This window comes from Allobosea sp. (genome assembly GCF_048595345.1).
In the GTDB taxonomy this organism is placed as follows: Bacteria; Pseudomonadota; Alphaproteobacteria; order Rhizobiales; family Beijerinckiaceae; genus Allobosea.
Genome location: NZ_JBMDWH010000035.1, coordinates 1 through 24,015, shown reverse-complemented (window position 1 = coordinate 24,015; position 24,015 = coordinate 1). Strand labels below are relative to the sequence as shown.

25 protein-coding genes and 1 tRNA gene are annotated in these 24,015 nt (G+C 66.9%); 17 read left to right on the top strand and 9 right to left on the bottom strand.

Translation table 11 applies throughout. The features are described from left to right. Window positions 1–266 precede the first annotated feature (266 nt). From ACOJTB_RS04455 to ACOJTB_RS04435, 5 genes are all read right to left on the bottom strand, one after another. Window positions 267–1,469, bottom strand: coding sequence for a pyridoxal phosphate-dependent aminotransferase (locus ACOJTB_RS04455; RefSeq protein ID WP_420101312.1), 1,203 nt, complete (start codon window positions 1,467–1,469; stop codon window positions 267–269). Between the two features lie 43 nt (window positions 1,470–1,512). Next, window positions 1,513–2,238: an amino acid ABC transporter ATP-binding protein gene (locus ACOJTB_RS04450; protein WP_420101311.1), complete on the bottom strand. Its 726-nt coding sequence runs from the start codon at window positions 2,236–2,238 to the stop codon at window positions 1,513–1,515. Further along, window positions 2,235–2,954 carry an amino acid ABC transporter permease gene (locus tag ACOJTB_RS04445; RefSeq protein ID WP_420101310.1) on the bottom strand — a complete coding sequence of 240 codons (720 nt, stop codon included), beginning with the start codon at window positions 2,952–2,954 and terminating at the stop codon, window positions 2,235–2,237. The genes ACOJTB_RS04450 and ACOJTB_RS04445 overlap by 4 nt, the downstream gene beginning before the upstream one ends. 1 nt (window position 2,955) lies before the next feature. Next, window positions 2,956–3,651, bottom strand: coding sequence for an amino acid ABC transporter permease (locus ACOJTB_RS04440; protein ID WP_420101309.1), 696 nt, complete (start codon window positions 3,649–3,651; stop codon window positions 2,956–2,958). A gap of 79 nt (window positions 3,652–3,730) precedes the next feature. Beyond that, window positions 3,731–4,558: a transporter substrate-binding domain-containing protein gene (locus ACOJTB_RS04435; RefSeq protein WP_420101308.1), complete on the bottom strand. Its 828-nt coding sequence runs from the start codon at window positions 4,556–4,558 to the stop codon at window positions 3,731–3,733. 234 nt (window positions 4,559–4,792) lie between these two features. Here ACOJTB_RS04435 and ACOJTB_RS04430 point away from each other — a divergent pair, with 234 nt between their 5' ends. Both ACOJTB_RS04430 and ACOJTB_RS04425 read left to right on the top strand, forming a co-directional pair. After that, complete coding sequence (locus tag ACOJTB_RS04430; protein ID WP_420101307.1) at window positions 4,793–5,506, top strand: IclR family transcriptional regulator; 714 nt, start codon at window positions 4,793–4,795, stop codon at window positions 5,504–5,506. A 128-nt stretch (window positions 5,507–5,634) separates the two neighbouring features. Next, entirely contained in the window at window positions 5,635–6,684 is a 1,050-nt protein-coding gene (locus ACOJTB_RS04425; RefSeq protein WP_420101306.1) for an amidohydrolase family protein, read from the top strand. A 21-nt stretch (window positions 6,685–6,705) separates the two neighbouring features. Here the strand turns inward: ACOJTB_RS04425 and ACOJTB_RS04420 are convergent, their stop codons facing one another. Further along, window positions 6,706–7,725, bottom strand: coding sequence for an ABC transporter substrate-binding protein (locus ACOJTB_RS04420; RefSeq protein WP_420101305.1), 1,020 nt, complete (start codon window positions 7,723–7,725; stop codon window positions 6,706–6,708). Between the two features lie 113 nt (window positions 7,726–7,838). Here ACOJTB_RS04420 and ACOJTB_RS04415 point away from each other — a divergent pair, with 113 nt between their 5' ends. The 11 genes from ACOJTB_RS04415 (at window position 7,839) to ACOJTB_RS04365 (ending at window position 18,276) form a co-directional block, all read left to right on the top strand. Then, on the top strand, window positions 7,839–8,513 hold the full coding sequence (locus ACOJTB_RS04415) for an RraA family protein (RefSeq protein ID WP_420101304.1): 675 nt from the start codon (window positions 7,839–7,841) through the stop codon (window positions 8,511–8,513). A gap of 36 nt (window positions 8,514–8,549) precedes the next feature. Next, the gene (locus ACOJTB_RS04410; RefSeq protein ID WP_420101303.1) at window positions 8,550–9,470 is read left to right on the top strand and encodes an SMP-30/gluconolactonase/LRE family protein; all 921 of its coding nucleotides are present in this window, start codon (window positions 8,550–8,552) and stop codon (window positions 9,468–9,470) included. Between the two features lie 45 nt (window positions 9,471–9,515). Next, window positions 9,516–10,223, top strand: coding sequence for an IclR family transcriptional regulator (locus ACOJTB_RS04405; protein WP_420101318.1), 708 nt, complete (start codon window positions 9,516–9,518; stop codon window positions 10,221–10,223). A gap of 209 nt (window positions 10,224–10,432) precedes the next feature. Then, entirely contained in the window at window positions 10,433–11,407 is a 975-nt protein-coding gene (locus ACOJTB_RS04400; protein ID WP_420101302.1) for a hydroxyacid dehydrogenase, read from the top strand. 57 nt (window positions 11,408–11,464) lie between these two features. Beyond that, complete coding sequence (locus tag ACOJTB_RS04395) at window positions 11,465–12,469, top strand: ABC transporter substrate-binding protein (RefSeq protein ID WP_420101301.1); 1,005 nt, start codon at window positions 11,465–11,467, stop codon at window positions 12,467–12,469. After that, window positions 12,469–13,284, top strand: coding sequence for an ABC transporter ATP-binding protein (locus ACOJTB_RS04390; RefSeq protein WP_420101300.1), 816 nt, complete (start codon window positions 12,469–12,471; stop codon window positions 13,282–13,284). Before ACOJTB_RS04395 ends, ACOJTB_RS04390 begins: the two co-directional genes overlap by 1 nt. After that, window positions 13,277–14,167 carry an ABC transporter permease gene (locus ACOJTB_RS04385; RefSeq protein WP_420101299.1) on the top strand — a complete coding sequence of 297 codons (891 nt, stop codon included), beginning with the start codon at window positions 13,277–13,279 and terminating at the stop codon, window positions 14,165–14,167. Before ACOJTB_RS04390 ends, ACOJTB_RS04385 begins: the two co-directional genes overlap by 8 nt. Before the next feature lie 61 nt (window positions 14,168–14,228). Beyond that, on the top strand, window positions 14,229–15,197 hold the full coding sequence (locus ACOJTB_RS04380; RefSeq protein ID WP_420101298.1) for a Bug family tripartite tricarboxylate transporter substrate binding protein: 969 nt from the start codon (window positions 14,229–14,231) through the stop codon (window positions 15,195–15,197). Window positions 15,198–15,261: 64 nt separating this feature from the next. Further along, the gene (locus ACOJTB_RS04375) at window positions 15,262–16,299 is read left to right on the top strand and encodes an amidohydrolase family protein (protein ID WP_420101297.1); all 1,038 of its coding nucleotides are present in this window, start codon (window positions 15,262–15,264) and stop codon (window positions 16,297–16,299) included. A gap of 17 nt (window positions 16,300–16,316) precedes the next feature. Then, window positions 16,317–16,772, top strand: coding sequence for a tripartite tricarboxylate transporter TctB family protein (locus tag ACOJTB_RS04370; protein ID WP_420101296.1), 456 nt, complete (start codon window positions 16,317–16,319; stop codon window positions 16,770–16,772). Between the two features lies 1 nt (window position 16,773). Further along, entirely contained in the window at window positions 16,774–18,276 is a 1,503-nt protein-coding gene (locus ACOJTB_RS04365) for a tripartite tricarboxylate transporter permease (RefSeq protein ID WP_420101295.1), read from the top strand. A 602-nt stretch (window positions 18,277–18,878) separates the two neighbouring features. Here ACOJTB_RS04365 and ACOJTB_RS04360 read toward each other — a convergent pair. Next, window positions 18,879–18,965: transfer RNA gene (locus tag ACOJTB_RS04360), tRNA-Leu, on the bottom strand. 409 nt (window positions 18,966–19,374) lie between these two features. Here ACOJTB_RS04360 and ACOJTB_RS04355 point away from each other — a divergent pair. Continuing rightward, window positions 19,375–20,379, top strand: a complete 1,005-nt coding sequence (locus ACOJTB_RS04355) for a complex I NDUFA9 subunit family protein (RefSeq protein ID WP_420101294.1) — start codon at window positions 19,375–19,377, stop codon at window positions 20,377–20,379. Window positions 20,380–20,397: 18 nt separating this feature from the next. Continuing rightward, window positions 20,398–21,075: an HAD family hydrolase gene (locus ACOJTB_RS04350; protein WP_420101293.1), complete on the top strand. Its 678-nt coding sequence runs from the start codon at window positions 20,398–20,400 to the stop codon at window positions 21,073–21,075. Window positions 21,076–21,087: 12 nt separating this feature from the next. Here the strand turns inward: ACOJTB_RS04350 and ACOJTB_RS04345 are convergent, their stop codons facing one another. Further along, window positions 21,088–22,083, bottom strand: a complete 996-nt coding sequence (locus ACOJTB_RS04345; RefSeq protein WP_420101292.1) for a 2-hydroxyacid dehydrogenase — start codon at window positions 22,081–22,083, stop codon at window positions 21,088–21,090. Between the two features lie 170 nt (window positions 22,084–22,253). Here ACOJTB_RS04345 and ACOJTB_RS04340 point away from each other — a divergent pair, with 170 nt between their 5' ends. After that, a complete protein-coding gene (locus ACOJTB_RS04340) occupies window positions 22,254–22,784 on the top strand; it encodes an SH3 domain-containing protein (protein ID WP_420101291.1) in 531 nt (176 codons plus the stop codon). Between the two features lie 27 nt (window positions 22,785–22,811). Here ACOJTB_RS04340 and irrA read toward each other — a convergent pair whose 3' ends face one another. Next, window positions 22,812–23,249, bottom strand: a complete 438-nt coding sequence (irrA, locus tag ACOJTB_RS04335) for an iron response transcriptional regulator IrrA (RefSeq protein ID WP_420101317.1) — start codon at window positions 23,247–23,249, stop codon at window positions 22,812–22,814. Window positions 23,250–23,474: 225 nt separating this feature from the next. Here irrA and fabA point away from each other — a divergent pair, with 225 nt between their 5' ends. Next, entirely contained in the window at window positions 23,475–23,987 is a 513-nt protein-coding gene (gene fabA, locus ACOJTB_RS04330) for a 3-hydroxyacyl-[acyl-carrier-protein] dehydratase FabA (protein ID WP_420101290.1), read from the top strand. Window positions 23,988–24,015 lie beyond the last annotated feature (28 nt).

Below are 24,015 nucleotides of genomic sequence, written 5' to 3'. Positions count from 1 at the left end.
ATCGTGATCGCGTCCGCCCGGACGCGCGATGACCCAGAGCACGCGACTCGGCAAAGCTCCGGCTCGCGATGATGCGGGCCGCGCACCGCCCCCGTCGGCGCTGCTTCACGCGCGGCGGAGACCGGAACGTCGCGTCGGCTGGACCGTCGGCACGCCGCGCAACCGGTCCTCGCGCGATCGCTCCGACAATGAACTCCGCCGCAACCGTTCCCGGCGGAGTGTCCCGGATGCCTGCCGCAGGGATGTTTGGGTCGACCGCCTGCCGGTCAGCTCAGCGAATTGCAGAAACGCTCGATCCGCCTGCAGGCCTGTTCGAGCTGTTCGGTCGAGGCGGCGTAGGAGATGCGGAAATGGCCGGGCGAGCCATAGGCTGCGCCATGAACGACCGCCACCGCCTCGGCGTCGAGCAGTTCTGCGGCGAAGTCTTCGTCGCTCGCAATCACCTTGCCCGTCGCGGTCCTGAGGCCGAACAGTTTTTCGCAGGACGGGAAGACGTAGAACGCGCCTTCGGGCACGCGGCAATTCAGGCCCTTCGCCTGGTTCAGCATGCCGACGACGAGGTCGCGGCGGGCCTCGAAAGCCTGCCGGCGCACGGCCAATCCATCCTGCGGGCCGTCGAGCGCGGCGACCGCCGCCCATTGCGCGATCGAGCAGGGCCCGGAGGTGAACTGCCCCTGGATCGTGTCCATCGCCTTGATCAGGTCGCGCGGGCCGCCGGCATAGCCGATGCGCCAGCCGGTCATCGCATAGGCCTTGGAGACGCCGTTTACCGTCAGCGTCCGCTCCTTGAGAGCGGGTGCCACCTGCGCCGGCGTCGCGAAAGGCTGCCCGCCATAGATCAGGTGCTCGTAGATGTCGTCGGTCAGGACCCAGACGTGGGGATGTCGCTCGAGCACATCCGTCAGCCGCTTCAGCTCCTCCCGGCCATAGGCGGCGCCGCTCGGGTTGGAGGGCGAATTGAGGATGAGCCATTTGGTCTTCGCCGTGATCAGCCCTTCGAGCGTCTCCGGCGTCAGGCGGAAGCCATCGTCGGCCGAGGTGGGCGCCACGATGGCGGTGCCGCCGCACAGCGCGACGATCTCGGGATAGGACACCCAGAACGGCGCCGGGACGATGACCTCGTCGCCGGGGTCGACCGTCGCCAGCAGAGCATTGGCGATGACCTGCTTGCCGCCGGTCCCGACGATGATCTGGTCCAGCCCGTAATCGAGATCGTTCTCGCGCAGGAACTTGGCGCGGATGGCTTTGCGCAGTTCCGGAATGCCGGCGACCGGCGTGTACTTGGTCTTGCCCGCAGCCATCGCCGCGGCCGCGGCCTGCTTGATGTGCTCGGGCGTGTCGAAGTCGGGCTCGCCGGAGCTCAGCGCGATGACGTCGCGCCCCTGGGCCGCCAGATCCCTGGCGCGCTGGTTGGCGACGATGCTCGCCGACGGTTTGATGCGCCCGAGCGCCTGCGAAAGAAACGGCATGATGAAGGCTGGTCCAGTGTGTCGAGCGCGGCGGGCCGGCTGCTCAGTGGCGGATGTCGGAGACGAATTTCCGGGCGCGGGGATGTTGCGGCCGCTGGAAGAAATCCTCCGGCGCGGCGCGCTCGAGAACGGCGCCGCCATCCATGAAGATCACCCGATCCGCGACCTCGCGGGCAAAGCCCATCTCATGGGTGACGCAGACCATGGTCATCCCTTCGGACGCCAATTGCTTCATGACGTTGAGGACCTCGCCGACCAGCTCGGGGTCGAGCGCGGAGGTCGGCTCGTCGAACAGCATCACGGGCGGCTTCAACGCGAGCGCCCGAGCGATGGCGACGCGCTGCTGCTGGCCGCCGGAGAGCCGCGGCGGAAACTCGTTCGCCTTATGCGCGAGGCCGACCTTGTCGAGCAGATCCATCGCGGTGTCGCGCGCCGCAGCCTCGGAGACCTTGTGAACGCGCATCGGGGCCAGCATGACGTTCCGCACGACGCTGAGATGCGGGAACAGATTGAACTGCTGGAAGACGAAGCCGATATGGCTGCGCAGCTCGTTGACGTTGACGCCCTCGCCGTTGACGTCGCGCCCGTCGATCGTGATACGTCCCTTCTGGATGGGCTCCAGCCGGTTGACGGTGCGGATCAGCGTCGACTTGCCGGAACCGGACGGGCCGCAGACGACCACCACCTCGCCCTTGGCGACGGTTTCGCTGACATTGTTCAGCGCGTGGTACTCGCCATACCATTTCTCGACGTTCTCGAAGACGATCATGCCGCGGCCTCCGTGGCGATGGGAGCCTGCCGGCTCGTATGGATCCGCTTTTCGATGAGCTTCACGAAGCGGTTGAGCGAGAAGCAGATGATGAAATAGATGCCCGCCAGAATGATGTAGACCTGCACGGGCTTGGTCAGGAGCTGCGCGTTGACCTGATAGGCGGCATAGGTGAGTTCATCGACGCTGATGATGTAGGCGACCGACGTGTTCTTCACCAGCGAGATGAACTGGTTGAGAATGCTTGGGATCGCATTGAACAATGCTTGCGGAAGAATGACGTCCTTCATCGTCTGGGCGTAGCTCAGTCCCAGCGAGCGAGATGCTTCCGTCTGCCCCTTCGGCAAAGCGAGAATGGCCGCTCTCACGACCTCCGCCAGATACGCGGTTTCGTAGATCACCAGGGCGACGATGACGGTCGTCAGCCCGGACACCGCCCGGCCGATGATCAGGGGCACGATGAAATAGGCCCAGAAGATCAGCATCAGCAGCGGCAAGGCCCGCACGAGATAGACGAAACCGGTCGAGAGCCGCGCCGCGATGGGGTTGGGGCTGACGCGCCCGATGCCGATCAGCACCGAGAGGGGGAAGGACAGGACGAGGCCCGTGAGGGCGAGAATCAGCGTCAGCGCGAGGCCGCCGATGGGACCTTCGGGAAATTGGCCGATCGTCAGCAGCAAGCCGTAGCGGTGCAGGATGTCGATGATGTCCTGCATCTCAGCGCCCCGCCGCCGCGAGGTTGCGCCGATCCGCCCAGGCGCCGAGCCCCATGATCGCGAAGGAAACGGTCACATAGAAGGCCGAGGCGATCGCGAAGGTCTCAAAGGTCCGGTAGGTCTCATTCTCGACCTGGCGCGAGGCATAGGTCATTTCGGCGACGCCGATCGCCATGGCGAGGCTCGTCGCCTTGAACAGGGCCAGCGACTGGTTGATCAGCGGCGGCAGCGCGGCGCGGATGGCCTGCGGCAGCAGCACGTCTCTCATCGTCTGGACGTAGCTGAGGCCGAGCGCGCGCCCCGCCTCCATCTGCTCGCGCGGCAGCGAGCGCAGGCCGCTGCGCATGTCCTCGGACATATAGGCGGCCGCGTTGAGGAACAGCGCGATGACGGCGAAGATGAACTCACTGTTATGGGCGTTGATCCAGCGCGTCCAGGTGTCGGGCAGCAACTGCGGCATCGCAAAATACCAGACGAAGATCTGGACCAGCATCGGGATGTTGCGGTGGTATTCGACGAAGGACGCCACCAGCGCCTGCGCCGGGCGGAACGGAGCCGAGCCGATGGCCACGAGCAGCGAAGCGGTCAGGAAGGCCAGGACCCAGGCCAAGGCGAACAGGGCGAGCGACGTGAGCGCTCCCCACATCATCCACTGGGTATATTGGAGCGTCAGGATCGCCCCGAAATCGAAGGTCATCGACGTGCCCGCTCGCTGATCCGGTGGCGTGACGGGCTGCCATGGTGACGGCAGCCCGAAGGGAGGAGCGCCCGAGCGCTCACTCGAAGGTCGAGATCGGGGTCAGCTTCTTCTCTCGCGGCAGATTGAACTTGGTGGTGGGGCCGTACCACTTGACCCACATCGCCTCGAGCTCGCCGGAGGCTTCCATATCCGCCAATGCCTTGTTGACGGCCGCCAGCAGCGCCGGCTCGTCCTTCTTCACGCCCAGCGCCGTCGCCTCATAGGCGAGCGCCTCGTCGGCGAAGCGGAACTTGCCGCCCGTCTCGTTGACGAACCGCACGGCGGATGGCGCGGCCAGGGCCAGGCCGTCCACCTTGCCCTGCTGCAGCGCGAGGAACGCGGCCGGCGGATCCTGGAAGGTGATGACCTCCGCCTCCGTCCGGCGGCGAGCGTAGAGCTCCGGCGTCGACCCCTTGTTGGCGCTGATCTTCAGGCCCTTGAAGTCGGGCAGCTTGTTGAGCTTCGAATCGACCTTGACGATGATCTTGATCGGCACCTGGTAATGCGCGTCGCTGAAGGCGATCTGCTGCGCCCGTTCCTTGGTGTACCCCAGCGCGGCCGCGATCAGGTCGACACGGCCGAGCGACAATTCGGCGATCCGCGCCTCGACCGAAACCGAGCGCAGGTCGAGCGAGACGCCGAGATGCTTGGCGATGGCGGCGCAGGTGTCGACATCGAAGCCCACCGTCTTGCGCGAGACCGGATCCTGATACCCGAGCGGCTCCGACGAGTTGAGCGTCGCGCAGATCAGGCTGCCGCGTGCCTTGATGTCCGCCAGGCGATCGGCCCAGGCGGATTGCGCACCCAGAACGCCGAAAGCGAGTGCGACGAGGCCGAAACGGCGGGTGATTGAAAGCGGCTGCATGGTCCCCTCCATATGATATCCATTTTCATAATGGCATTATGAAAATTGCTTTGGCAACCTCCCGGAAGACATCAATGAGCCGGCTTGCACCGCGAGCCGCCGGAACGGGAAGATCTTTCATAACGTCATTATGAAATTTGCGCATGTCTCGCCGGCGGGCTAGTCTGGGCCTGCGTCGTTTCCACCGTCCCGCATGCGGAAAGAAGAGTCGTGAGCACGAAAAGCGAGCCAGGCATGGACCGGTCCGTCTCCGCGGCGGAGCGCACCATGGCGATCTTGAATGCCTTCCTCGCGGAGAAAGGCCCGCTCTCGCTGTCGGAGATCGAGAACCGGACCGGGCTCTTCAAGAGCGTGATCCTCCGCTACATGATCACGCTCATTCGCGAGAACATGGTCCGGAAGAATGCCGACGGCAGCTATCAGCTCGGCACGAAGGTGCTCGGCCTCGCCCATCGCTACGAGCAGTCGGTCGACTATCTCGAGATGATCAAGCCGGCCCTGAAGCGGCTCGTCGCCGCGACCAGCGAGACCGCCTCCTTCTATGTTCGCGAGGGCGAAAGCCGGATTTGCTTGTTCCGCCAGAACTCGCCGCACAGCCTGCGCGTCAGCCTCCGCCAGGGCGATACGATGCCGCTGGACGACACCTCGACGGGCCAAGTGCTTCGTGACGCCGAGCTGCAGCCGCTCGTCGAGGGCAGCTATATCCGGCAGACCGCCGGGCTGATCGACCCTTTGACGACCTCGATTTCGACGCCCGTCTTCGGCGCACGCGACTCGCTACTGGGGGCCCTGACGCTCTCGGGGCCGATCGGCCGCTTCGTCCCGTCGGATCCCGCGGTCCGGGCCCTGCTCCACCGCGAAGCGGCCGCCTTGTCGGCGGCCTTCGGGTCGGTGAGCCGTTATGCCGAGCCCTATGAACATCCCCCGGCTCTGCGCGACGCGAGCTGATCGTCGCCGCAGGCCGCTTTGGCCGTCTTTCCGCTGAATGAGGTCGCCATGATCGCTTTTCGTTTTCTGCCGTGCGGGCGCGCCGTCAGCGCCGAGGCGTCGCCCCGGCCGGGCTGCGAGCAAGGTTGATGTCGACCCGAAGCCTGCACCCGCCCGTGCGGCCCGATTGGCTCGCGCTGACGCAGGAGCCGGTCCTGGAGCCGGAGCTGCCGATCGTCGACTGCCATCACCATCTCTGGGACCGGCCGGAAGGGCAGCGCTACCTGTTTCTCGATCTGCTCGCCGACATGGAGGCGGGCCACGACGTGCGCGCCACGGTCTATCTTCAGGCGCGGTCGATGTACCGGCCCGATCTGGAGCCCCGGATGCAGCCCGTCGGGGAAGTGGAGTTCGCGAACGGTGCGGCAGCGCAGGCGGCATCGGGGCTCTATGGGCGCCGCTATGCATGCGCCGCCATTGTCGGCTGCGCCGATCTGATGCTGGGCGAGAGGGTCGTGCCGGTTCTCGATGCGCTCGAGCGGGCCGGCGGCGGCCGTCTGCGCGGCATCCGCAACCAGACCGCCAGCCATGACGATCCGCAGATCACATCGAACCCGGTGCCGCCGCCGCCTGGCATGCTGGTCGATCCCGATTTTCAGACCGCGGCCCGGCTGTTGCCACGCCACGGACTCACGCTCGATGTCTGGGCGTTCCACACCCAGCTGGGCGAGGTCGCCGCTCTGGCCGACGCCTGTCCCGGCACCACCATCATCCTGAATCATTGCGGCGGGCCTCTCGGCGCCGGGCGCTATCGCGGCCGTCGGGAAGAGGTCTTTGCAGCCTGGTCCGGTGCGCTGGCTGTCGCCGCCGAACGGCCCAACATCCGGTTGAAGCTGGGCGGGCTCGCCATGCGGGTCAACGGCTTCGATTTTCACGAGCGCGAGCGGCCGCCGGGCTCGGCCGAACTCGTGGAAGCATGGTCACCCTATATCCTGCGCTGCATCGAGCTTTTCGGGCCGGAGCGCTGCATGTTCGAGAGCAATTTTCCGGTCGATAAGGGGATGGTTGGCTATGTGCCGCTGTGGAACGCCTTCAAGCTCATGACGACCGACCTCGCCGCCGCCGAACGCGAAAAGCTGTTCTGGCGCACGGCGACGTCCACCTACCGGCTCGACGCCGGGCTGCTCGGGCTCGGCTGAGCAGCCGCGGCGCGACGCGCTTCAGCTGCCCTGGCCGGCTGCCACCGGAGCAAAGAAGGTGTCCTGCCACTTTGCCGGGGGCGCCTTGAGCAGGCCGGCCTTGGCCATGAAGCTGCCGAAGCTCATCACGCCCTTCGGCTGGACGCCCCATTCCTCGGAGACGCTCTTCAGCATTCTTTCGGTCTCGTCGAGATCCAGCGAGGACTTCTCCGATTCCAGGAACATTTCGGCGGCCTTGCGCGGGTTGGCCCTGATATAGGCCCCGGCCTCGTCGATGGCGGCGACGATCGCCTTGGCCGCCTGCGGCTGGGCCTCGACGAAGGCGCGCTTGCTGGCGAGCAGGCCGCTGGTCACGCGCTCGCCGAGATACTCCGAGAAGAAGAACAGGCGCCTGACATTCGGGCTCTTCTCGACGATGTCGCTATAGGGGTGCGGAGCCGCATAGGCGCTGATCGTGCCGCCGGTGAGCAGGGCCGAGGTCGCGTCTGGATGCGGCAGCTGGATCATGTTGGTGTCGAGTCTGCGCGACTGGTCCTCGCCGAAGGCCTTGGCGGCAGCCATCCGCACCAGCAGCCCCTGCTGGCCGGTGGTCGAGGTCACCGCGATCTTGTCGGTCGGCTTGAAGTCCGCCAGCGACTTGATCTCGGGCTTGTTGGTGTAGAGGCCGTTGTCGCCGGCCACGAGGGCGGCGAGCCCGCGAATGTCGATGGAGCCGCGCGTCTTCTCGGCCGCGATCAGCATGCCCGGCAGGCCATAGGCGCCGATGTCGATCGACCCGCTGATTAGCGCGTCGTTGATCGCCGGCGCGCCGCTGATCTTCTGGATCTTGACGGTCAGGCCGGGCAATCCGGCCGCCGAGCCCTGCTTGGCGAACAGGCCCAGCTTCTCGGCGACCGTGACCGGCAGATAGGCGTATCCGTATTGGATCGCCATCGTGACTGTGACGGGCTCTGCCGCCAGGGATCTGCCCGAGGGCAGCATCATGGCCGCAGCGGTGGCGGCCCCGGCCAGAACGGCGCGGCGCGAAAAAACAGCTTGCATGTTTCCTCCGAACATTATTTTTGAAACGTCGTTTCAAAAAAGCTATGCCGCGCGACGGCGCCCTGTCAACGGCTACGAAGGCAGCCGTCGACCGCGCGGTGAGGGAGCCAAGGATGGTCGGATTTCGTGTTCTCAAGCGGCGCCGCCAGGTGTCCGCCGATCTCGTCGAGCGTTTTCGCTCTCTGCCGGTCGCCAATATCAGCGACTCGATGTCGCGGATGAGCGCGGGCGGAGCCAGGCTGCGCCCGCTGCACGCGGGTGGGGTGCTCGCCGGCCCGGCGATCACCGTGAAGTCCCGTCCCGGGGACAATCTCATGATCCACAAGGCGCTCGACGTTGCCGGTGCGGGCGATGTCGTCGTCGTCGATGGCGGCGGTGATCTGACCAATGCGCTGATCGGCGAATTGATGATCTCCCATGCGATCAAGCGCGGGCTCGCGGGGATCGTGATTTATGGGGCCGTGCGCGACAGCGCCTGGATCCGTGAGCATGATTTCCCCGTCTTCGCGGCGGGCGTCAGCCATCGCGGCCCCTACAAGGACGGCCCCGGCGAGATCAACGTGCCGATCGCGATCGAGGGCATGGTGATCGAGCCGGGCGACCTTGTCATCGGCGACGATGACGGTCTGCTCTGCGTGCCTTTCGACCAGGCCGAGACGATCTACACCGCGACTCATGCCAAGCATGCCGCGGAAACCAAGCAGATGGCGGCGATCCAGGCCGGCACCAATGATCGCAGCTGGGTCGACGCCACGCTGACGCGGCTCGGTTGCGAAATCGAAGCCTGAGGCGAAGCGGCGCGCCGGGCAGGAGGAGCAAGGTCGATGTTTTTCGCACCGCCGAGGGATGTCGCAACCGAGGTCTTCACCCGGCTGCCGGATCGGTTCCGGAAGCCGCGTGCGACGGCCTGGGGCGCCGCCAATCGCGGCGGTCTCGCGATCGACTCCTTTCTCGAGGGGCCGAGCTTTGACCGGCAGGGCCGGCTCTACGTCACCGACATTCCCTTCGGCCGGATCTTCCGGATCTCGGCCGAGGGCGAATGGGAGCTGGTGGCCGAATATGATGGCTGGCCGAACGGGCTGAAGATCCACCGCGACGGGCGCATCTTCATCACCGACTACAAGCGCGGCATCATGCTGCTCGAGCCGGAGAGCGGCGCGGTGACGCCGTTTCTGGAGACGGCGGCCTCCGAAAGCTTCAAGGGCGTCAACGACCTCGTTTTCGCGCCGAACGGCGACCTCTACTTCACCGATCAGGGCCAGACCGGGCTGCACGACCCGACAGGGCGCGTGTACCGGCTGACGCCCGATGGCCGGCTGACGCGCCTGCTCGACACGATCCCCAGCCCCAACGGCATCGTCATCGACCGGGAGATGACGCATGTGCTGATCGCCGTGACCCGGGCCCAGCAGATCTGGCGCATCCCGCTCAACGACAGCGGCCTCACCACCAAGGTCGGCGTCTTTTCACAGCTCCATGGCGGGCTCGGCGGGCCGGACGGGCTGGCGCTCGATGCCGAAGGTGGGTTGCTGATCGCCCATACCGGCTTCGGCTCGGTCTGGCGGCTGTCGCGCACGGGCGAGCCGCTCCTGCGCATCCGCTCCTGCGCCGGCATCTCGACGACCAACCTGGCCTTTGGCGGGTCGGACGGGCGCGATCTCTTCATCACGGAATCACAGACGGGCTCGATCCTGCGCGCGAAGCTTGACGTCGCGGGAATGGCGTTGTTCTCGCATCAGGAGTGAAGGCCGCCGCGCCCTGCCAGCGGCGTCGCGGAGACTTGAACCATGCTGGAGAAGAAGGCGAAGGCGCGGCCGAAGCTGGAGGGCGTCGCCTCGGCCGACAGGCTGCTGACGGTCCTCACCGCCTTCCGCCGCGGCGACGACGCGCTGGAGTTGAGCGAACTCGCGCAGCGCACGCAGCTGGTGAAGAGCACCATCATGCGCCTGTGCATCTCGCTGGAGCGCTTCGGGCTGATCGAGCGGCTGGACGATGGCCGTTATCGCCTGGGGACGGAGATCGCGCGGCTGGGCTCGGTCTATCTTCAGTCCTTTGCGCTCGAAGCCCATGTCATGCCGGCGCTGGAGGCGCTGGTCGCCGCCTCCGGCGAAACGGCCTCTTTCTATATCCGCCGCGGCGATCATCGCCTGTGCCTCTTCCGGGTCGATTCGCCCTCGCCTTTGCGGATGCATGTCCGCCCGGGTGATCTGCGGCCGATGGATGCGTCCTCCATCGCTCAGGTGCTGCGCCGCTTCGATCCGCATGCCGACACTCCGGATCAGGCGGCCGAAACGCCGATCTTCTCCAGCGGTGTCACCGATCCGCATGTCGCCTCGATCGCCATGCCCGTCTTCGGCGCGGGCGCGCGGCTGCTGGGCGCCCTGGCGCTCACCGGTCCCGCCTCACGGCTGACCAGCGAGAGCGCAGCCAGAATCGCGCCGCTGCTCAAGAGCTCGGCCGAAGTGCTCACCCATGCGCTCGGCGGGGCCGGTCACTGACCCGAATAATTTGAAACGGCGTTTCATTTTTTTCTTGCATCACGGTGAGGCCGTGTTAGGTCGTTGCAGATGGGACGGTCTGCGCAGGACCGCCCCGGCGAAGAGACGCAGCAAGCGTCCGATGCCGCAGGGAAGAAGCGCCGGGTCTGCCGCTTGAAAGCGCGTCGATCGATCCTTCCCGCCATCGGACCGCGAGGCTGGAGGGAAACATGGCTGCCACGATCATTGTTACGGGTTCGGCGCTGGCGAAGCCGGCGATGGAAACGGCGGAGCGCCGCGGCGCCCGCGTTCTGACGCTCGCGCCCTATACGCCGCCGGCGGAGATCGCCGCGCTGGCGGTGCGTGAGAAGGCGGATGCCATCATCGTGCGCGCCGCCCACCTCACCGAAGAGGTCATCGGCGCCGCCCCCTCGCTCAAGGTCATCGTCAAGCACGGCATCGGTGTCGACACCATCGATCTGGCCAGCGCGACGCGCCATCGCATTCCGGTCCTGATCACCCATGGCGCCAATGCGCAGTCCGTGGCGGAGCACGCCTTCGGGCTGATGTTCGCCGTGGCCCGGCAGAGCGCCTGGCTCGACAGCCGCATGCGTGCCGGCCATTGGGACAAGGCGACCAGCTTCGGCAGCGAGCTCTCCGGCAAGGCGCTCGGCGTCGTCGGGCTCGGCAGCATCGGCTCGGCGCTGATCGAGCTCGTGCGGCCCCTGCGCATGACGATCCGCGGCTACGATCCCTTCTTCCGCGGACAGCTCGACGGAGTGGAGCGGGTCGACGACCTCGATGCGCTTCTGCGCGACAGCGACATCGTCAGCCTGCACATCCCGCTCACGGCCGAGAACCGCAATCTCTTCGATGCGAAGCGCCTTGGGCTGATGAAGCGCGGCGCCATGCTGATCAACACCGCACGCGGCGGATTGATCGACCATGAGGCGCTGGCCGCGGCGTTGACGAGCGGGGCGCTCACCGGTGCGGGCCTGGATTGCTTCCCGGTCGAGCCGCCGAAGGAGAACCCGCTGGCAGGCCTGCAGAATGTGGTGATGACGCCGCATGTCGGTGCGAACACCCGCGAGGCGGCCGAGCGTGTCGGCGTGCGGGCGATCGAACAGGCGCTGGACGTGATCGAGGGCAAGCCCTTCGACCCGCGCGCCAACGTCAACCCCGACTACGCCGCAGCAGCCGCCTGAGGAGCCGCGGCAAATCGGCCGGCAATCCAGAGCAAAAAACGACGAGGAGGAAGCCCGATGATCCATCTTTCACGCCGCTCCGCACTGGCGCTCGGCGTCGCAGGCCTCGGTGGACTCGCCTTGCCGGCTCGCGCCCAGGCGAAGAAGACCGTCACCATCGCCATCCAGTTCGGCACCAGCCATCTCGCCACCACGGTCGCCGACAAGCTTTCGCTTTTCGCCAAGCATGCGAAGGAGAACGGGATCGGCGACACGACCTTCGCCGTCCAGCGCGTCAGCGGCTCGCCCGCGATCAATGACGGCATCTTCAGCGGCAATCTCGATGTCGGGGCCTATGGCCCGACCGCGCTGCTGGCGGCCTGGCTGAAGACGCGCGGCTCCTTCGACATCAAGGGCGTCGCCGCCTGCAACGAGGCGGTGCTGACGCTCTACACCAACGACCCGGCGGTGAAGTCGATCGCCGACATCAAGCCGGAGATGCGCATCGCCGTGACCGCGACGACCGCGCCGCAGGCGATCCTGCTGCGCATGGCGGCGGAAAAGGCCTACGGCCCGGGGCAGGCCGGCCGGTTCGACAAGCAGATGGTCGTTCTGCCGCATCCGGATGCGACTGCGGCGCTGATCTCCAAGGCGGCGATCCAGCTTTACTTCGCGGCCCCGCCCTTCATCTCGACTCTCGAAGCCTCGGGCAAATGCTTCAAGGTCGTCGACGGCAACGACATCATCGGCCGCTCCTATTCCGGCGCCCTGCTGGGTGCCACCAGCAAATTCGCCAACGCCAACCCGGCTGCCATCGCGACCATCGTCGCGGGCCTGCGCGAGGCCATGGCACTGATCAAGTCGGACCCGGCCCAGGCGGCCAAGCTCTACATGGAGGTCGAGAAGACGGCCTTGAGTCCGGCCGAGGTCGAGGCGGCGATCAAGGCCCAGACCTTCACGGTCGAACCGCAGGGCATGATGGCCTTCGCAGGCTTCATGCAGCGCAATGGCGAGCTGAAGGAAGCGCCCTCGAAATGGCAAGACATCATGTTCCCGCCGGTCAGCCAGGGGCAGGGAAGCTGATGCTGGCCACCGAGAAAATGACGGCCGCGCCGATCGGAGCCGCCCAGACGCTGCTTCAGGTCGATGGCGTGACCTTGCAGTACAAGACGCGCGACCGGCTCGTCACCGCGACCTATCGCGTCTCATTCGATGTGAAGGAGCAGGATCGCTTCATCCTGCTGGGCCCTTCCGGCTGCGGCAAGTCGACCCTGCTGAAATGCGTCGCCGGCTTCCTCAATCCGACCGAAGGCTCGATGAAGCTCGACGGGCGCGTCATCGAGAAGCCCGGCCCGGACCGCATGATGGTGTTCCAGGAGTTCGACCAGCTGATGCCCTGGTTGACCGTGCTGGACAACGTCATGTTCGCGATGAAGCGGTCGGGCCGCTTCCCGAAGAGCGAGATCCGGGATCGCGCCCGCCGGGCGACCGTCAAGGTCGGCCTGGAACGCTTTCAGGACGTCTACCCGCATATGCTGTCGGGCGGCATGAAGCAGCGTGTCGCGATTGCCCGTGCGCTCGCCATGGAACCGCGGATCCTGCTGATGGACGAGCCCGTCGCGGCGCTCGACGCGCTGACCCGCCGGCGCATGCAGGAGGAGCTGCTGGAGCTGTGGGACGATGTCCGCTTCACGCTGATGTTCGTCACCCACTCGATCGAGGAGGCGATTATCCTCGGCTCCCGAATTCTCGTGCTGACGCCTCATCCCGGCCAAGTCCGCGCCGAGCTCGACGCCACCGCCTACAGCCATGAACACCAGGGAGACGCCGACTTCATGGCGTTCAATCGCAAGATCAACGGCATGCTCTTCGGCACGCAGGAGACGGCTCATGACTGACGTGACCCTGTCCGCGCCGCGCAACGTTCCGCGCCCGGACATCGAGCGCGAGCCGGAGGACATCAGCCGGATCGGCGAGATCAGCCGGCCGATCGGTCTGTGGGAAGGCATCTTCGCGATCACCGCGGTGCGCCGCGCCCTGGTCCTGATCGGGCTCGGCATCGCCTGGGAGGTCTATGCGCGCTGGGTCGGCAACCCGCTGATGTTCCCTTCGCTCACCGATACGCTGTCCGCCTGGTGGGCCGACATGTCGTCCGGGCGGCTGCCGGGGGCGGCGGCGAGCTCGTTGCGCGTGCTGCTCATCGGCTACGGCACCGCCATTATGCTCTCCGCGGTGATGACGACGCTCGCGGTTTCGACCCGTGTCGGTACGGACCTGCTGGCCACGCTGACCGCCATGTTCAACCCGCTGCCGGCGATCGCGATCCTGCCGCTGGCGTTGCTCTGGTTCGGCCTCGGCACCTCCAGCATCGTCTTCGTCATCGTCCATTCGGTGTTGTGGGCGGTGTCGCTCAACACCTTCACCGGCTTCCTCTCGGTCAGCCAGACGCAGCGCATGGCGGGGCGCAATTACGGCCTCGGCGGCCTCAGGCTCGTCATCTTCATCCTGATCCCGGCGGCGTTCCCCTCGATCCTCGCCGGCCTCAAGATCGGCTGGGCCTTCGCCTGGCGCACCCTGATCGCGGCCGAGTTGGTCTTCGGCGTCTCGGGCAATGCGGCCGGTCTTGGCTGGTACATCTTCGAGGCCCGCAACGCGCTGGAAACCGCGACCGTCTTCGCGGGCCTGCTCACCGTGATCCTGATCGGCCTTGCGGTCGAAGGCCTGGTCTTCCGCTCGATCGAGGCGGCGACCATCCGCAAATGGGGCATGCAGAACCACTGATCACCACCGGGGAGGCCGGGCGGCCGGCGATCCCCACAACCATAAAAACGGAGGAAACATCATGAAGCCCATGCGCATTCTGGCGGCAGCTGCGCTGACGGCATTGCTGGCAGGGCCCAGCCTCGCCCAGGACTACCCGACCAAGCCGATCCGGATGGTCGTTCCCTTCCCGCCCGGCGGCGGCACCGACGTGGTCTCCCGCGTGGTTGCGCAGAAGCTCGGCGAAGCGACGGGCTGGACCATCGTGATCGACAACAAGCCCGGTTCCGGCGGCAGCGTGGGCCTGAGCCTCGCCGGCAAGGCGCCGGCCGACGGCTACACCATCGTCACGGCGCAGAACGCCAATCTCGTGATCAACCCGATCCTCGGCAAGGCGAATTACGACCCGATCAAGGATTTCGCGCCCATCGGGCTCGCGGCCTCGGCCCCGCAGGTGCTCGTCGTCGCCAAGGATTCGCCGATCAGGACTGTCGAGGATCTGCTGAAGGCCGCCAAGGACAAGGGCGGCAAGCTCACCTTCGCCTCGCCCGGCGTCGGCACCAGCTCGCATCTGGCCGGCGAATTGCTGCAGCAGCTGGCGCAGGTGAAGTTCCGCCACGTTCCCTACAAGGGCGCGGCCCAGGCGCTGCCGGACCTGATGGGCGGCCGCGTCGATGTCTACGCCTCCTCCGTTCCCTCGGTCTCGGTGCAGATCAAGGAAGGGGTGCTGCGTCCCGTTGCGCTGTTCGCGACCAAGCGCGACTCCGAATTCCCCGATGTGCCGACCTTCGAGGAGAAGGGCATCAAGAATTCCGACGCCGCGACCTGGTGGGGCCTGGCCGCGCCGGCCGGCACCCCCCAGCCGATCCTCGCCAAGCTCAACGCCGAGCTCAACAAGGTGCTGAAGGACCCCGACACCCAGGCCAAGCTGCGAGCCGCGGGCGCGGAGGCCACCGGCAGCAGCGCCGAGGAGTTTGCCGCTCTGATCAAGTCCGACGTCCCGAAATGGACGGCTGTGATCAAGACGGCCGACATCAAGGTCGCCGACTGACGCGACCGGACGATGCGGCTCTTCTGGGGAAGGGCCGCATCGATCGGAATGAAGCGCCACCGCAGTGATCGCCGAGCCCTTTGTACCGGCACTTGGCGGTCACCCTTCCAGACCAGAGCCCACGACATGTGACCGGCACGCCATGAACGGGCCGGCATGGGGGAGACGATTGATGAGACGCCGAGATTTCATGGCGACCGCCGCGGCGGCGGTGTTCGCCTCGCCGATGGGGGCAAGGGCCCAAGAGGTCCCTTATTCGAAAGGCACGCAGCCACCGGGTCTCAAGCTTCCGCCGCTGGCCTGCGACTGCCATATGCACATCTACGACAGCCGGTTTCCGGCGGCCGCCAGCGCGACGATCAAGCCGCCGGACGCCGCGGTCGGCGATTACCGCAAGCTGCAGGCCAGGCTGGGCAGCACGCGAAACGTCGTCGTGACGCCCTCGACCTACGGCACCGATAATCGGGTCACCCTCGCCGCGATCGAGGCCCTCGGCCCGACCGCGCGGGGCATCGGTGTGGTCGGGCCTGACGTGTCCGTCGAAGAGCTGAAGGCTCTCCATGCGGGCGGCATTCGCGGCATTCGCTTCAACCTCGCCGTGGGCGCCTTCCTGACGCCGGAGATGATCGCTCCCCTCAGCCGCAAGATCGCGGAGTTCGGCTGGCATGTGCAGGTCAACATGGCGCCCGATCTGCTGCTGTCGCTCGGCGAGGTCCTGATGAACCTGCCGACGCCGCTCGTCGTCGACCATCTCGCGCGTATTCCGCAGCCGGCCGGCGTCGATCACCCTGCATTCGCGCTGATGCGCCGGCTGCTCGACAAAGGGCATGGCTGGGTCAAGCTCTCGGGCGCTTATATCTCCTCGGTGGACGGCACGCCGGACTATGCCGATGCGGGCCGGGTGGCGGCGGCCTTCGCGAAGGCGGCGCCCGAGCGGGTCCTGTGGGGCAGCGACTGGCCGCATCCGACGAAGGCTGACAAGCCGGACGATGCAGCCCTGCTCGACCTTGTCGGCCAGTGGGTGCCCGACACCGCTGCGCGGCAGAAGCTGTTCGTCGACAACCCCACCCGCCTGTTCGGCTTCCAGCCGCACGCTCGCTGAGCCAGCCGGAGCTCGTCATGAAAATCAAGCTTGCCAACAATCAGGACGCTGTCGCCGGCCTGATCTTCCTTGTGCTCGGCGCCATGGGCCTCGTCATCGCGCTGCGCTACAGCTTCGGCACCTCGATCGAGATGGGGCCGGGCTACTTCCCGCGCGTGCTCAGCATCATCCTGATCGCACTGGGCGCGGCGATCTTCCTGCGCGGCCTGCGCAGCGGCATGGCGGTTGACGGAATCTGGGCCTGGCTCCCGCTCGCCTTCATCACCCTCTCGATCGTGCTGTTCGGCGCGACGGTCGAGCGTTTCGGCCTCGTCCCGGCGGTGATGCTGCTCGTCGCGGCCTCCGCCTATGCCGGCCACGAATTCAAGCTGCGCGAGGTGGGCGTGCTGGCCGTGATCATGGCGGTCTTCGCGACGGCCGTCTTCGTCTGGGGCCTGCGGCTGCCCTATCCGCTCTTCGCCTGGAACCTCTGAGATGGAATTCCTCGATCACCTCGCACTGGGTTTCGGCGTCGCGATGTCGCTGCAGAACCTGGCCTATTGCTTTCTGGGCGTGCTGCTCGGCACGCTGATCGGCGTCCTGCCGGGCGTCGGTCCGCTCGTCACCATCTCGATGCTGCTGCCGATCACCTTCGGCCTGCCGCCCGTGGCCTCGGTCATCATGCTCGCCGGCATCTATTACGGCGCACAATATGGCGGCTCGACCACGGCGATCCTGGTCAACCTGCCGGGCGAAACCTCCTCCGCCGTGACCTGTCTCGACGGATACCAGATGGCGCGGCAGGGCCGTGCCGGCGCGGCGCTGGCGATCGCCGCGCTGTCCTCCTTCGTCGCCGGCTGCATCGGGACGATCCTGATCGTCGCGCTGGGCGTGCCGCTGGCGGGCTGGGCCCTGCGCTTCGGCGCGGAGGACTACTTCGCGCTGATGCTGCTCGGCCTCGTCGCCGCCTCGGTGCTGACCCATGGCGACCTGCTGAAGGCGCTGGCCATGGTGATCCTCGGCCTTTTGATCGGCCTCGTCGGCACCGACGTCAATTCCGGCATGGAGCGCTACACCTTCGGCCTGCCGGAGCTCGCCGACGGCATCGGCTTCACCGTGCTCGCGGTCGGCATCTTCGCGGTCGCCGAAGTCGTCTCCAATCTGGAGCAGAAGGAAACCCGCGAAGTCTTCACCAAGAGCATCGGCCGATTGATGCCGAGCTGGCCGGACCTGAAGGCATCGTTCCTGCCGACCTTGCGCGGCACGGCGATCGGCTCCTTCTTCGGCATTCTGCCGGGCACGGGGCCCTCCATCTCCTCGTTCTCTTCCTACATGGTGGAAAAGAAGCTGGCGCGCGATCCCTCGCGCTTCGGCAGAGGCGCGATCGAGGGTGTCGCCTCGCCGGAAGCCGCCAACAATGCCGCCGCGCAGACGGCCTTCATTCCGATGCTGACACTGGGCATCCCCGGCAGCGCGACGATGGCTCTCATCCTCGGCGCCCTGGTGATGAACGGGATCCAGCCGGGGCCATCGGTGATGACCCGCAGCCCGGAACTGTTCTGGGGCGTCATCGCCAGCATGTTCATCGGCAACGCCATGCTCGTCGCGCTGAACCTGCCCCTCGTCGGCATCTGGGTCCGCCTGCTGACGATCCCCTATCGCTGGCTCTTCCCCGCGATCATCCTGTTCTGCGCGCTGGGCAATTACAGCCTCAACAACAGCGCGGTCGACGTGTATCTCTGCGCGGCGGTCGGCGTGCTCGGCTATGTCTTCGCCAAGCTGCAATGCCCGCCTGCGCCGCTGATCCTCGGCTATGTCCTCGGGCCGATGATGGAGGAGAACATCCGCCGCGCCCTGCTGCTGTCGGAAGGCGATCTCTCGATCTTCGTGAAGAGCCCGATCAGCGCCACGCTTCTGGTCATCTCGGCTCTCTTGCTGGTCAGCATGATCCTGCCGGCGATCAGAGCCAAGAAAGAGCAGGCTTACGCCGAAGGGTAGGCCGGCGCGCCTGCCGCCCTCGACCATCGCACGGCCGCCCGGAGGCGGTCGTGCAGATGTCTGATCCAAGGCTGCGATGATGCGGCCTCGACGGATGAAACGCAGGATGCGTCATGGACCAGGTCCGTCATGGAAGCGCCAGGACGCTTGAGTCGGTCCGTTGGGCGAACCACCATGATCGAGCGAGCCTGCGCGCCCCGGCGAAGCCCAAGCGCATCCATTCGGGTCCGATCCGATAGGCTGTAACGGGCCATCTCACCGCTCGACGAAGGCCATCGTCACGCACAGACCCAGCGTCATCACGATCGGCGAGAGGCCGAGCGCCACCACCGCCGGCACGGCACAGATCAGCGCGGCATCCGTGCCCGAAGCAGCTCTGCGCAGAAAATGCCGAAAAACCCGATCGTCGAGGGCAGGGAGTGTTCAATCCGCCGGTCAGGGCGACCGCGTCTCGGCCCAAAGCGACGAGAGCGACGATGCTGTGCGCTTCACGGAGCGATTGAGCCTGTAGAGCATTGCCACGCACCGTTGTCGCACGGTCGCATCAGCGCGGCACTCTGATGAGGCCTAAGTCCTTGAGGTTGGTAGTCCCTCAAGAAAAGTGGTGCCCAGGAGAGGACTCGAACCTCCACGCCCTTGCAGGCGCCAGCACCTGAAGCTGGTGCGTCTACCAATTCCGCCACCTGGGCAACGGCGGTTCGTTTAGGGGGGCGTGGGCGGGCTGTCAACGGGCCTTCGCAGGAAATATTGCATCATCGTGACAGCGTCGCCGGGGCAGGACGGGGCTTCGGCCAGAAATAGAGCCTTTCGGGGCGCTTCCTGCTCGATCCGGCTCTCAATCGGCTTCCCCCGGCGGGTTGGGGAAAAGTCGAGAGAGGTGCCTTAGCCGCGCAAGGGCTTGCGGCCGGGGTGATCGCAGGGCCTCGAATCGGGCGGCGGGGCGAGGCCTGGCGGGCATATCGGGCGCGCTAAATCTTCCCCGCACATCCGAGCGGCGGAAAACCTTCACCGAACAGCCGCTGCTGCGCCGCAAAACCCGTTCCCCTTTGGCGCGACATGATCTAGGAGGGCGAAGCGGTTCTCACAGGAGCGTTCCCGATGGCCTCTCACGCCCCGTCCCAGCAGCTCGTCACAGTTTTTGGTGGCTCGGGTTTCGTTGGCCGCCATGTGGTGCGGGCGCTCGTCAAGCGCGGCTACCGGGTGCGCGTCGCCGTGCGGCGCCCCGATCTCGCCGGCTTCCTCCAGCCGCTGGGCCTCGTCGGGCAGATCCACGCCGTTCAGGCCAATCTGCGTTATCCCGCTTCGGTCGCAGCGGCCGTGCGCGGCGCCGATGCGGTGATCAATCTCGTCGGCATCATGAACGAGAGCGGCCGCCAGAACTTCAGTGCCGTTCAGGCGAATGGCGCCCGCGCCGTGGCGCAGGCCTGCGCCGCCGCCGGCATCGCCCGTTTCGTGCAGATGTCGGCGCTGGGGGCCGATGCCGGCTCGCGTTCGGTCTATGCCCGCACCAAGGGCGAGGCGGAGGCGGCGGTGCGCCAGCTGCTGCCCGAGGCGGTGATCCTGCGCCCTTCGGTGATGTTCGGGCCCGATGACGACTTCTTCAACCGCTTCGCCTCCATGGCGCGGATGATGCCGGTGCTGCCGCTGATCGGCGACGGCGAGACGAAATTCCAGCCGGTGTTCGTCGGCGATGTCGCGGAAGCCGTCGCCCGCGCCATCGACGGCACGGTGGAGGCCGGTCGCACCTATGAGCTGGGCGGGCCGGAGGTGCTGAGCCTGCGCGCCATCGTCGAGCGCATCTGCGAGGTCACGCATCGCAAGCGCCTGCTGCTGCCCGTGCCGACGCCTCTCGCCGGCGGGCTCGCGCGGGTGCTGGAAGTGGTGGATGCGCTGACGCTCGGCCTGCTGCCGAACGAATTCAAGCTCACGCGCGATCAGGTCGTGCTGCTGGGGCAGGACAATGTCGTCTCCGCAGAGGCGCGTCAGGAGGGGCGGGATCTGCCGGGCCTCGGCATCGCGCCGGTCTCGGCCGAGGTGGAGATTCCGTCCTATCTCTGGCGGTTCCGCAAGACCGGTCAGTTCGACGCCGCCCGCGCCAGCTGAGCGCGGCGGCGATAGACGATGGCGCTCGAGCTCGTCATCTATGATTGCGACGGCACGCTGATCGACACCGAGACCGTCTATGCCGAGGTGACTCTGGCGCTGTGCCACGAGGTCGGGCTGACGGGCTGGAGCCTCGATGATTACTGGCGCCAGCTCGTCGGGATTCCTCTCGCCGACGGCTTCCGGATCATCGAACGGGCCCTCGGCCGGCCTCTGCCGGCGGATTTCGAAGCGCGGGCCGAGGCGGGCGTCGCGGCGCGGCTCGCGGCCGAATCGCGGGCCTTGCCGGGCGTGCGCGACGCCGTGAACCGGATCGGCGCGGCGCGCTGCGTGGCCTCGTCGACCTCGCTGGAGCCGCTCAGGCACAATCTCGGCCTCGCCGGTCTGATCGACCTGTTCGCCCCGCACGTATTTTCCGCCTCGCAGGTCGCCCGCGGCAAGCCGGCGCCGGATGTATTTCTCTTCGCCGCCGGGCAGATGGGCGTCGAGCCGGCGCGCTGCCTCGTGCTGGAGGATTCGGTGCCGGGGGTGCAGGCGGCCCGCGCCGCCGGCATGCAGGTCGCCGGCTTCACCGGAGCGACGCATGACAAGGCACTCATGCGCGAGCGGTTGCTCGCAGCCGGAGCGGCGGCGGTCATCGACGGTTACGAGGACTGGCCGGCGCAGGCCGCGCGCCTTTCGGACGTGGCGGCCTGACAGGGCAGCCCGTCAGAGCATGCTGGGCAGCACCCGGTCCGGCGGCTTGTGGCCGTCCATGAAGGTCTTGATGTTGACGATGACCTTCTCGCCCATATCGGCGCGGCCTTCATGCGTGGCCGAGCCCATATGCGGCAGCACCACGACCTTGTGCTGACGGGCGAGCTTCAGCAGGCGCGGATTGATGGCCGGCTCCTGCTCGAACACGTCGAGCCCTGCGCCGGCCAGCTCCCCGGCCTCGAGCATGCGCGCCAGGGCGGTCTCGTCCACCACCTCGCCGCGCGCGGTGTTCACCAGGATGGCGTCCGGCTTCATCAGCTTGAGCCGCCGCGCCGAGAGCAGGTGATAGGTCGCGGGCGTGTGCGGGCAGTTGACCGAGACGATGTCCATGCGCGCCAGCATCTGGTCGAGCGAATCCCAATAGGTCGCGTCCAGCCGCTCCTCGATGCGCGGATCGACCCGGCGGCGGTTGTGGTAATGGATCGACAGGCCGAAGGCGGCGGCGCGCCGCGCCAGCGCCTGGCCGATGCGGCCCATGCCCACGATGCCCAGCCGTTTGCCGGTGATGCGCCGCCCCAGCATCCAGGTGGGGGACCAGCCGGCCCATTCATCGTCCGGGATCACATGGGCGCCTTCGGCGATGCGGCGGGCGACGGCGAGGATCATCGCCATGGTCATGTCGGCGGTGTCGTCGGTCAGCACGCCCGGCGTGTTGGTGACGGTGATGCCACGTTGGACCGCGCTGGCGACGTCGATATTGTCGATGCCATTGCCGAAATTCGCGATCAGCCGAAGCTGGTCGCCGGCTTGCGCGATCACGCTCGCATCGATCCGGTCGGTCACGGTCGGCACCAGCACATCGGCGGTCTTCACCGCTTCGACCAGCGCCGCCTGCGAGAGCGGCTTGTCGTCGAGATTGAGCTGGGCGTCGAAGAGCTCGCGCATCCGCGTCTCGACCACGGCCGGGAGCTTGCGCGTGACGACGACCAGCGGCTTCTTCTTCGACATGACGCTCCCTCCATGGCGACGCCCGCGCCGGCCTTCCTCAACCCGCCATTAACCCTGGCCGGTCAGGAATGAGCCTGCCCTCGCGTCCGGTCATGTGTCTAGGCGGCGACAAGGGGGAAGACAACTTGACCCTTCGCCTGAGACGGCGGAGCGGAGCGGAGAGCGGCGGAATGCTGAGCGTGCCGATGCGCACCCTGGCCGGGGCGGCCTTGTTGGGCCTGACGGTGTCGAGCGGAGCTTGGGCGCAGGACATGCAGGCCGGCTCGGTGACGGGCCTGCCGGTGCCGCGGTATGTCAGCCTCAAGACCGACCGGGTCAATCTCCGCGAGGGCCCCTCGAAGGAGCATCGCACCCGCTGGGTCTATCAGCGCGCCGGGCTGCCCGTGGAGATCACGGCGGAATTCGAGACCTGGCGGCGCGTTCGCGATTCCGACGGCGCCGAGGGCTGGGTGCTGCATAGCCTGCTGTCCGGCAAGCGCACCGCGCTCGTGGCGCCCTGGGCGAAGAACAAGTCGGAGATCCTGCCGATGCGCGGGAAGGCCGCTGCCGATGCGCCGGTCGTCGCCGAGCTTCAGCCCGGCGTGATCACCAATGTGCTGTCCTGCGCCCAGTCTTGGTGCCGCGTCGCCGTGCGCAACATCACCGGCTACATCCCGCAGGAGCGGCTCTGGGGAGTCTATCCCAACGAGAAGGTCGACTGAGGCCCCAGGCGGGCCGTCTGGAGCGGATCAGCCGCCGATCTTGCGCAGCCGCACCAGCACGTCGACATGGGCGATCTCGTAGCCCTCGGGCGGCGTCGGCAGCGTCGTCAGCTCGATCTCGCGCCCGGGAATGTCGATGACCCGGTTCTCGTCCTCGATCACGAAATGGTGGTGATCGTCGCTGGCGGTGTCGAAATAGGTCTTGCCGGCATCGATGGCGAGTTCGCGCAGCAGCCCGGCATCGGTGAACTGGCGCAGCGTGTTGTAGATCGTCGCGAGCGAGACCGGGATGCGCTCGCGCATCGCTTCCTCGAAGAGCATCTCCGCGCTGACATGCCTGTCGCCCTTGGCGAACAGCACCCAGCCGAGCGACACGCGCTGGCGGGTCGGGCGCAGGCCGACGCGGCGCAGGCGCTGGCGCACGTCGTGGAAGGGGCAACCCTGGCGGGTCGGCGCGCCCTCCATGCCGGGCTTCGCCGGCTGCTGCGCCGCTGCGCTGCTGATCTGCGTCTCTGGAACCATTCCAGGAATTTAGGCGGATGCACCCCGTCCCGCAAGCGGCGCCGTGCAGATCCACCTGCCGCCGGCCTGTGGGTCGCGGGGCAGAACCCTTCCGTTGGAGGCGAGGCATGTGTTAGGCACGGCGGAAAGCGGCCGGGCGAAGCGGCCGCAGCAGGGCACGGAGTCGGAATGCAGCGTCAGTCGTCTTTCAGCTACGAGGAGATCCTCGCCTGCGGCAGGGGTGAACTGTTCGGGCCGGGTAATGCGCAGCTGCCCCTGCCGCCGATGCTGATGTTCGACCGCATCGTCGAGATCGCGGAGGAGGGCGGCGAGCATGGCAAGGGCCTTGTCCGCGCCGAGTTCGACATCAAGCCCGACCTCTGGTTCTTCGATTGCCACTTCAAGGGCGATCCGGTGATGCCGGGCTGCCTGGGGCTCGATGCGCTGTGGCAGCTGACGGGCTTCTTCCTGGGCTGGCTCGGGCTGCCGGGCCGGGGCCGGGCGCTGGGCGTGGGCGAGGTGAAATTCGCCGATCAGGTGCTGCCGAGCGTGACCAAGGTCGTCTACGGCGTCGATTTCAAGCGCGTCTTCAAGTCGAAGCTGGTGCTGGGCATCGCCGATGGCTGGCTGGAGGCCGACGGCAAGCGCATCTACACCGTCAGCGACATGCGCGTCGGCCTGTTCAAGCCCGAAACCGCCTGAACGCGAGCGGCCCGGGCAGGGTCGCACC

What these genes read in the sequence shown, in the direction of transcription:
- ACOJTB_RS04455 (WP_420101312.1), bottom strand. Translation starts at nt 1,469, where the DNA reads ATGCCGTTTCTTTCGCAGGCGCTCGGGCGCATCAAACCGTCGGCGAGC.
- ACOJTB_RS04365 (WP_420101295.1), top strand. Translation starts at nt 16,774, where the DNA reads ATGGAATTCCTCGATCACCTCGCACTGGGTTTCGGCGTCGCGATGTCG.
- ACOJTB_RS04390 (WP_420101300.1), top strand. Translation starts at nt 12,469, where the DNA reads ATGCTGGCCACCGAGAAAATGACGGCCGCGCCGATCGGAGCCGCCCAG.
- ACOJTB_RS04435 (WP_420101308.1), bottom strand. Translation starts at nt 4,558, where the DNA reads ATGCAGCCGCTTTCAATCACCCGCCGTTTCGGCCTCGTCGCACTCGCT.
- ACOJTB_RS04355 (WP_420101294.1), top strand. Translation starts at nt 19,375, where the DNA reads ATGGCCTCTCACGCCCCGTCCCAGCAGCTCGTCACAGTTTTTGGTGGC.
- ACOJTB_RS04420 (WP_420101305.1), bottom strand. Translation starts at nt 7,725, where the DNA reads ATGCAAGCTGTTTTTTCGCGCCGCGCCGTTCTGGCCGGGGCCGCCACC.
- ACOJTB_RS04440 (WP_420101309.1), bottom strand. Translation starts at nt 3,651, where the DNA reads ATGACCTTCGATTTCGGGGCGATCCTGACGCTCCAATATACCCAGTGG.
- ACOJTB_RS04340 (WP_420101291.1), top strand. Translation starts at nt 22,254, where the DNA reads ATGCTGAGCGTGCCGATGCGCACCCTGGCCGGGGCGGCCTTGTTGGGC.
- irrA (WP_420101317.1), bottom strand. Translation starts at nt 23,249, where the DNA reads ATGGAGGGCGCGCCGACCCGCCAGGGTTGCCCCTTCCACGACGTGCGC.
- ACOJTB_RS04395 (WP_420101301.1), top strand. Translation starts at nt 11,465, where the DNA reads ATGATCCATCTTTCACGCCGCTCCGCACTGGCGCTCGGCGTCGCAGGC.
- ACOJTB_RS04450 (WP_420101311.1), bottom strand. Translation starts at nt 2,238, where the DNA reads ATGATCGTCTTCGAGAACGTCGAGAAATGGTATGGCGAGTACCACGCG.
- ACOJTB_RS04430 (WP_420101307.1), top strand. Translation starts at nt 4,793, where the DNA reads ATGGACCGGTCCGTCTCCGCGGCGGAGCGCACCATGGCGATCTTGAAT.
- fabA (WP_420101290.1), top strand. Translation starts at nt 23,475, where the DNA reads ATGCAGCGTCAGTCGTCTTTCAGCTACGAGGAGATCCTCGCCTGCGGC.
- ACOJTB_RS04380 (WP_420101298.1), top strand. Translation starts at nt 14,229, where the DNA reads ATGAAGCCCATGCGCATTCTGGCGGCAGCTGCGCTGACGGCATTGCTG.
- ACOJTB_RS04370 (WP_420101296.1), top strand. Translation starts at nt 16,317, where the DNA reads ATGAAAATCAAGCTTGCCAACAATCAGGACGCTGTCGCCGGCCTGATC.
- ACOJTB_RS04425 (WP_420101306.1), top strand. Translation starts at nt 5,635, where the DNA reads ATGTCGACCCGAAGCCTGCACCCGCCCGTGCGGCCCGATTGGCTCGCG.
- ACOJTB_RS04400 (WP_420101302.1), top strand. Translation starts at nt 10,433, where the DNA reads ATGGCTGCCACGATCATTGTTACGGGTTCGGCGCTGGCGAAGCCGGCG.
- ACOJTB_RS04445 (WP_420101310.1), bottom strand. Translation starts at nt 2,954, where the DNA reads ATGCAGGACATCATCGACATCCTGCACCGCTACGGCTTGCTGCTGACG.
- ACOJTB_RS04415 (WP_420101304.1), top strand. Translation starts at nt 7,839, where the DNA reads ATGGTCGGATTTCGTGTTCTCAAGCGGCGCCGCCAGGTGTCCGCCGAT.
- ACOJTB_RS04345 (WP_420101292.1), bottom strand. Translation starts at nt 22,083, where the DNA reads ATGTCGAAGAAGAAGCCGCTGGTCGTCGTCACGCGCAAGCTCCCGGCC.
- ACOJTB_RS04385 (WP_420101299.1), top strand. Translation starts at nt 13,277, where the DNA reads ATGACTGACGTGACCCTGTCCGCGCCGCGCAACGTTCCGCGCCCGGAC.
- ACOJTB_RS04410 (WP_420101303.1), top strand. Translation starts at nt 8,550, where the DNA reads ATGTTTTTCGCACCGCCGAGGGATGTCGCAACCGAGGTCTTCACCCGG.
- ACOJTB_RS04350 (WP_420101293.1), top strand. Translation starts at nt 20,398, where the DNA reads ATGGCGCTCGAGCTCGTCATCTATGATTGCGACGGCACGCTGATCGAC.